Origin of the sequence: Stenotrophomonas sp. SMYL20, assembly GCF_036320045.1 — a bacterium.
Classification (GTDB): Bacteria; Pseudomonadota; Gammaproteobacteria; order Xanthomonadales; family Xanthomonadaceae; genus Stenotrophomonas; species Stenotrophomonas maltophilia_A.
In genome coordinates this window covers 22,698-29,198 of the sequence record NZ_JAWIRT010000025.1, presented here as the reverse complement: position 1 = coordinate 29,198, position 6,501 = coordinate 22,698, and the positions used below count along the sequence as shown (strand labels likewise).

Sequence of the window (6,501 nt, the reverse complement as noted above, 5' to 3'; positions counted from 1 at the left end):
TCCCATACTTTTCTCCCCCCTGCCGCCCCCCCCCGGGCCCCCCCCCCCGCCCCCCCCCCCCGACTCTACAAAAAAAGCGCCGGGGGATGCCCGGCGCGTTTTCTTACTTGGCTTCGGCCTTGGCCAGCATGTCCTGGACCGAGGCGGTGGTGATCGGGTGGTAGCCCGGCTTGGCCTTTTCGAAGGCCTGCTTGGCCAGCTCCAGCCCCTTCGGCGTCTTCACCAGTTCGGCGTAGATCGGCAGGATCAGCTTGCGACGGCCGACGCGCTCGATGAAGGCGGCCGCGCCTTCATTGGCCTGCTCGTAGCCGCTGCGGATCGCCAGCGGGTACCAGCGCATGGCGATCTCGCCATTCGGGGTGCCGGTGAAGTGGAAGGCCTTGTCCAGCGTGGCCAGCTTGTCCAGCGGCTGGGTCGCGCCCAGGCCGTCGATGAAGCGCACCCATTCCTGCGTGCTCCAGTCGGCGATGACCTGGCTGCTCGGCACGGTGCCGGCGCTGGCAAACGCGATGCGCGCGGTATCGACGCTGCTGAAGTTGCGCGACTGCGCCTTGGCCGCGAACGCCGGGATGCCCGGCTCGTCCAGCCACGCCTTCAGTTCGGCATCGGTCACTGCCGACGGGTTCTTCGGCAGCAGGTTCTTCTTCAGGTACTCGACGAACTGGTCGGTGTTCGCGCTCTGGAAGGCGTGGTCATCGAACCAGCCACGCAGGAACGGATCGAAGGTTTCGCGGCCGAAGCGCTGTTCCAGGAATTCCAGGAACCACGAACCCTTGACGTAGGCGACCTGGCTCAGGGCTTCGTCGGGGTCACGCTCGTTCAGCGGCGGCAGCGCCAGCGCCTGGTCGGCCGGGCTCATGTCCTTCACTTCTGCCAGCAGGTCGGTCTGGTCGATCTGCTTCTCCATCTCGGCCATCTCCTTGCCGTACAGGGCTTCGGTGATGCGGCCCTGGACGTAGGTGGTGAAGCCTTCATTGAGCCAGATGTCCTTCCAGCTGGCGTTGGTCACCAGGTTGCCCGACCAGCTGTGCGCCAGTTCGTGGGCGACCAGCGAGACCAGCGACTTGTCACCGACGATCACGGTCGGGGTGGCGAAGGTCAGGCGCGGGTTCTCCATGCCACCGAACGGGAACGACGGCGGCAGCACCAGCATGTCGTAGCGGCCCCAGCGGTATTCGCCGTACAGCTTCTCGGCGGCACCGATCATCTTCTCGGTGTCTTCGAATTCCTTGGCGGCCTTGTTGACCATGGTCGGCTCGGCCCAGACGCCGGAGCGGCCGGAGATCGGCTCGAACACCAGGTCACCGGCAGCGATGGCCAGCAGGTAGGACGGAATCGGCTGCGGCATCTTGAAGGTGTAGTCACCGTCACGCGCGGCCTTCGGATCGTTGTCGGCGCTCATCAGCACCATCACGTCCGGGCGCGAGACCACGTGCGCGCTGTAGGTGAAACGCACGCTCGGGGTGTCCTGCAGCGGCACCCACGAACGGGCGTGGATGGCCTGCGACTGGCTGAACATGAAGGGCAGCTTCTTGCCCTCGGTCATCGACGGTGCCAGCCACTGCAGGCCCGAGGCGGTCGGCGCGGTGTGGTAGGTCACTTCCACCTTGGCCGGCTGTTCCGGGGCTTCGATGGTCAGCTTGCTGCCGAACACCTTGTCAGCGGCGGCCAGCTCGAACTTCAACGGGCTGCGCGCGCCATCGGCAGCGACGGCCTCGACCTTGGACACGGTCAGCTCGCGGGTGTCGAGCACCAGCTGCTTGGCGTCCTTCTGCTTCCATTCCAGGGTGTAGGTGGCGGTGCCGCCGATCTGCTTCTGGTCGAAGTCCAGCTTCAGATCCAGCGCGACGTCCTTGATGACGACCTTGTCCGGCTCGGCGTACGAGCTTTCGTCGTGGCTGCGGTTCTCGGCGTTCACGGGGGCGGCGGGGGCCTTGGCGGCAGTCGGGGCGGCGGCGGGTGCAGCCGCCTCCTGGGAGCAGCCGGCGGCCAGGGCCACGGCCAGCGGAAGGAGCATCAGCGGATTACGCATGAATCGGGACCGTTACGGGGATCAGACCCCCAATGGTAACTCCCTCCGGCCCCGCAGGCGTTGCGCGGTGCGGGGTAATGGCGGCCGGGGCCGATCCTGCGCCTCCGGCGCATGCCAACCAAGGTTGGCTTCTACAGGTAGGTGCCAACCTTGGTTGGCATCCACAGGTAGGTGCCAACCTTGGTTGGCATCCACAGGTAGGTGCCAACCTTGGTTGGCACGGATCTTTCATCGCTCGCGGCCGGGGTGTGCCAACCAAGGTTGGCACCTACAAAAGCGCGGTTTACAGCTTGTAGCCGGAGTGGATCGAAACAATGCCGCCGGTCAGGTTCTTGTAGTGGCAGCGCTCGAAGCCGGCCTGCCCCATCATCGCCTTCAGTTCATCCTGCGGCGGATGCTTGCGGATGCTCTCGGCCAAGTACTGGTAGCTGTCCGAATCGTTGGCGAACAGCTTGCCCAGCTTGGGCAGGATCTTGAACGAGTGGAAGTCGTAGATCGGCTTGAACCAGTCGGCGGTGACTTCGGAGAATTCCAGCACGCGGGCCTGGCCGCCCACCTTCAGCACGCGGTACATCTCGCGCAGGCCAGCGTCCTTGTCGGTCACGTTGCGCAGGCCGAAGGCGATGGTGACCAGGTCGAAGCTGTTGTCCGGGAACGGCAGGGCTTCGGCGTTGCACTGCACGTAGTCCAGGCCGAGCACCAGGCCGCGGTTGGTCAGGCGGTCACGGCCGACCGACAGCATGCCGGCGTTGATGTCGCCCAGCACCACCGAGCCCTCGGCGCCGACGCGCTCCTTCAGCAGGGCGGCGATATCGCCGGTGCCGCCGGCCAGGTCGAGCACACGGTCGCCCGGCTTCACCTGCGCGGTGGCCACGTAGTAGCGCTTCCACGCCCGGTGCACGCCCAGGCTCATCAGGTCGTTCATCAGGTCGTAGTTGCGCGCGACCGAGGTGAACACCTGGCCGACCAGCTTCTGCTTGTCCTTGGCGGCGACGTCGCGGAACCCGAAATGGGTGGTACCGGCTTTGTAGGGGGATTCGCTCATGGCCCCGATTATCGCACCGCCGGGGGCCAGCGGCACCCCCTGCCCGTATCATGGCGGGCCACGACTTACCGGAGCCCCGCATGATCACCACGCCCGACTACCAGGCCCTGCTGCAGACCGCCATCGCCGAAGCCCGCCAGGGCCTGGCCGAGGGCGGCGTGCCGATCGGCGCGGCGCTGTACCACAACGACGGCCGCCTGCTCGGCTGCGGCCACAACCGCCGCGTGCAGGAAGGCGACCCGTCGGTGCACGGCGAGACCGATGCGTTCCGCAAGGCCGGCCGCCAGCGCCGCTACCAGGACACCATCATGGTCACCACCCTGGCGCCGTGCTGGTACTGCTCGGGCCTGGTGCGCCAGTTCAACATCGGCACCGTAGTGGTGGGCGAATCGCGCACCTTCCAGGGCGGCATCGACTGGCTGCGGGAAAACGGCGTCAACGTGATCGACCTGGACAGCCAGGAATGCGTGGACCTGCTGGGCGGCTTCATTGCGCAGTACCCGGAGATCTGGAACGAAGACATCGGTGAATGATCACCACGCAGTGTGCTGTTGAACCCGCTTAATGAACGCTTCAGTGCCGGCACGCCCTAGTGCTGGCAGCGTTTGCGGCCAATGCCGTGAACCTGTGCACAGTCAGCTGCGCTGCGTGCACACGCTGCGGTAACACCCCACCCGGCTGCCGCGCCTAGGGTGGGGTTACCGGGACTTCCTTCCCCGGCGGAGCCAGCCATGTGCGCGCACGCCGTACGCCCCACGCCCGAACCGATCCTCGACGCCATCCGCAAGCGCCTGCAGCAGCAGTACGCGCTGCACCAGCGTGGAGCACTGTTCTGGACTGCCTACCAGGGCCTGCAGCTGGAACTGGTGCGCGGCCACCCGCTCGACCATGAGCGCCTGTGCAATGCAATGGCCGACATGGCCGAAGACCTCGGCGCGGTCGAGCATGCGCAACTGGTAGGCAATCGCAACGCCAGCTGCACATCGCGCTGACGCGGCTTCCACTGCCCCATCGGCCACACTCGGATGAACCCCCACTCCCATCCACTTCAACCGATTGGATCGACATGCACGCCGAAGTCCCCACCATTCCCCCGGTCATCAATGTTGACGCTGAGCTTGACCACTGGCGCCGCCAGCATGCCGACGGCGCATTACCGCACAACTCGTTCGGCTCCTACGTGCCGTGGATCAAGTTCGCCTGTGATTCGCTGATCACCCAGCCGCGCGCCAGCAATGCGCAGCGCGACGAGATGTTCCAGACCCAGTACGCCCTGCAGATCATGCCGCGCCTGAGCGAAGCCCAGGCCCGCGAATTCGTCGACCGTTGCTGGCAGCACGTCTACCAGACCAGCCCGGTGCGCCTGCAGGACGCCCCGCGCCTGCGCGCCTGAGCTGCACAGCCCCTGCACGAGCCGCTGCCGATCATCCTCGTCACCTGAGTGGGACGACGACGATGAAAGCACGCAACCTGTTCAATACGATCGCCAAGAAGGCCGCGGCCGCCACCGGCTCGCCGTGGACCTTCCTGGCCGCGGTAGCGATCGTGGTGATCTGGGGCATCAGTGGCCCGGTATTCGGTTTCAACGACACCTGGCAGCTGGTGATCAACACCGGTACCACCATCATCACCTTCCTGATGGTGTTCCTGATCCAGCACACGCAGAACGCAGATACCGCCGCGATGCAGATCAAGCTGGACGAGCTGATCCGCGCGACGGCCGAAGCCAACAACGAACTGTTGGATCTGGAAGAACTGGACGAGGAGCGGCTGGAAGAGATCCGGCGCGAGTACGAGCAGATGGCGCGCGAAGCTGGCGACGCGCTGGCGCGGGTGCGCGCCTGCCACGCAGCGCGGCGCGACGATGAAGCGGTGTAGCAGCTCCTGAAATGACAATGCCGGCCCGCGGCCGGCATTACCCTCGATCTCCAGGTAGGTGCCAACCTTGGTTGGCACAGGGCCAGCCGCCTGCGCTGACGCATCCGTGCCAACCAAGGTTGGCACCTACCAGAAGCACTGCTTACCCGCGCTCGTGCCAGCCACCGCCCAGCACCTTGTACAGGGTGATGCGGTTGGCCTGCTGGGCCAGTTGCGCCTGCAGCTGGGTCTGCTGCGCGTTGTAGGCGGTACGGCGCGCATCAAGCAGGGTCACGAAGCTGTCCAGGCCAGCGTCGTAGCGTGCCTGCGACAGGCGGTTGGCCTGTTCGGCCGCTTCCACCAGGCGCTGCTGTGAACTCACCTGCTCATCCAGGCTGACGTTCAACGCCAGCGCATCGGCGGTTTCGCGGAAGCCCACCTGGATCGACTTCTCGTACTGCGCCAGCGCAATGTCACGGTCCGCATTGGCGATGGCCAGATTGGCGCGCAGCTTGCCGCCCTGGAAGATCGGCAGCGTGATCTTCGGCAGGAAGCTCCACACGCGGGTCCCGCTGTCGAACAGGTTGGACAGTTCGCTCGAACCACTACCGATGCTGCCGGTCAGCGAGATGCTCGGGAAGAACGCCGCGCGTGCCGCACCGATGTTGGCGTTGGCCGCCAGCAGCTGGTGTTCGGCGGCCATGATGTCCGGGCGCTGCAGCAACACGTCGCTGGGCAGGCCGGCCGGCGGCGGTGCCAGTGCCAGCAGCTGCGGTTCGATGCTGTCCGGCAGCAGTGCCGGATCCAACTGGCCACCGGCCAGCAGCGCCAGCGCATTGCGGTCCTGGGCCAGCTGGCCACGCAGACGTGCAGCATCCGTACGTGCGGTCTCGACCAGGGTACGGGTCTGGGTCAGCTCCAGCGCCGAACTGCCACCACGCTCGTGGCGGGCCTCGGCCAGACGCAGCGAATCCTCGTAGGTCTTCAGCGTGGCATCGGCGATCTTCAGCCGCTGCGCATCAGCCCCGTAGGTCAGCCACGCCGTGGCGGTCTCGGCCACCAGGCTCAGCTGCGCGTTGCGGCGGTTGGCGGCCACGGCGAAGTACTGCTGCAGGGCTGCTTCACTGAGATTGCGCACGCGGCCAAACAGATCCAGTTCGAACTCGGCTACGCCAACACCGGCGGTGAACTGCTCGGTGACACCGGCGTCGGTACCACGGCGGTCCATCTGGCCGGTGACTGCCACGCCGGGCACACGGTCGGCGCGCTGTACGCGGTACTGGCCGCGCGCGCGTTCAACGTTGAGTACGGCCACGCGCAGGTCGCGGTTGTTCTGCAGCGACTGGTCGATCACCTGCTGCAGGCGCGCATCGGTGAAGAAGTCGCGCCAGCCGACGGCGGCGACATCGGCCACCTCGCCCTGCGCGGCCTCGGCCGGCCACTGCGCCGGAATGGCCGGAGCAACGGCGGTGTTCTTCGGCACCAGGGTGGAGCAGCCGGCGAGCGCGAGCGCGGCGGCAATGGAAAGAAACAGGGATGCACTTTTCATGGGAATGACTTCCATCGG

7 protein-coding genes are annotated in these 6,501 nt (G+C 66.3%); 4 read left to right on the top strand and 3 right to left on the bottom strand.

Annotated features, from left to right (window positions below):
• Positions 1-103: 103 nt before the first annotated feature.
• Both V3B48_RS17485 and ubiE read right to left on the bottom strand, forming a co-directional pair.
• The gene (locus V3B48_RS17485) at positions 104-2,032 is read right to left on the bottom strand and encodes a M1 family metallopeptidase (protein WP_329894141.1); all 1,929 of its coding nucleotides are present in this window, start codon (positions 2,030-2,032) and stop codon (positions 104-106) included.
• A gap of 283 nt (positions 2,033-2,315) precedes the next feature.
• Complete coding sequence (gene ubiE, locus V3B48_RS17480) at positions 2,316-3,077, bottom strand: bifunctional demethylmenaquinone methyltransferase/2-methoxy-6-polyprenyl-1,4-benzoquinol methylase UbiE (protein WP_005411082.1); 762 nt, start codon at positions 3,075-3,077, stop codon at positions 2,316-2,318.
• 80 nt (positions 3,078-3,157) lie between these two features.
• Here ubiE and V3B48_RS17475 point away from each other — a divergent pair, with 80 nt between their 5' ends.
• The 4 genes from V3B48_RS17475 (at position 3,158) to V3B48_RS17460 (ending at position 4,955) form a co-directional block, all read left to right on the top strand.
• Positions 3,158-3,610, top strand: coding sequence for a nucleoside deaminase (locus V3B48_RS17475; protein ID WP_094002387.1), 453 nt, complete (start codon positions 3,158-3,160; stop codon positions 3,608-3,610).
• A gap of 198 nt (positions 3,611-3,808) precedes the next feature.
• A complete protein-coding gene (locus V3B48_RS17470; protein WP_329894140.1) occupies positions 3,809-4,069 on the top strand; it encodes a hypothetical protein in 261 nt (86 codons plus the stop codon).
• Positions 4,070-4,143: 74 nt separating this feature from the next.
• The gene (locus V3B48_RS17465; RefSeq protein WP_014038526.1) at positions 4,144-4,470 is read left to right on the top strand and encodes a hypothetical protein; all 327 of its coding nucleotides are present in this window, start codon (positions 4,144-4,146) and stop codon (positions 4,468-4,470) included.
• A gap of 62 nt (positions 4,471-4,532) precedes the next feature.
• Complete coding sequence (locus tag V3B48_RS17460; protein ID WP_032129005.1) at positions 4,533-4,955, top strand: low affinity iron permease family protein; 423 nt, start codon at positions 4,533-4,535, stop codon at positions 4,953-4,955.
• Between the two features lie 142 nt (positions 4,956-5,097).
• On the opposite strand, the gene smeF is transcribed toward V3B48_RS17460, so the two are convergent.
• A complete protein-coding gene (gene smeF / locus V3B48_RS17455) occupies positions 5,098-6,498 on the bottom strand; it encodes a multidrug efflux RND transporter outer membrane subunit SmeF (RefSeq protein ID WP_125893439.1) in 1,401 nt (466 codons plus the stop codon).
• Positions 6,499-6,501 lie beyond the last annotated feature (3 nt).

Excerpts from the sequence above, each read along its gene's own strand:
- V3B48_RS17485 (WP_329894141.1), bottom strand. The coding sequence starts at position 2,032 with ATGCGTAATCCGCTGATGCTCCTTCCGCTGGCCGTGGCCCTGGCCGCC.
- ubiE (WP_005411082.1), bottom strand. The coding sequence starts at position 3,077 with ATGAGCGAATCCCCCTACAAAGCCGGTACCACCCATTTCGGGTTCCGC.
- V3B48_RS17475 (WP_094002387.1), top strand. The coding sequence starts at position 3,158 with ATGATCACCACGCCCGACTACCAGGCCCTGCTGCAGACCGCCATCGCC.
- V3B48_RS17470 (WP_329894140.1), top strand. The coding sequence starts at position 3,809 with ATGTGCGCGCACGCCGTACGCCCCACGCCCGAACCGATCCTCGACGCC.
- V3B48_RS17465 (WP_014038526.1), top strand. The coding sequence starts at position 4,144 with ATGCACGCCGAAGTCCCCACCATTCCCCCGGTCATCAATGTTGACGCT.
- V3B48_RS17460 (WP_032129005.1), top strand. The coding sequence starts at position 4,533 with ATGAAAGCACGCAACCTGTTCAATACGATCGCCAAGAAGGCCGCGGCC.
- smeF (WP_125893439.1), bottom strand. The coding sequence starts at position 6,498 with ATGGAAGTCATTCCCATGAAAAGTGCATCCCTGTTTCTTTCCATTGCC.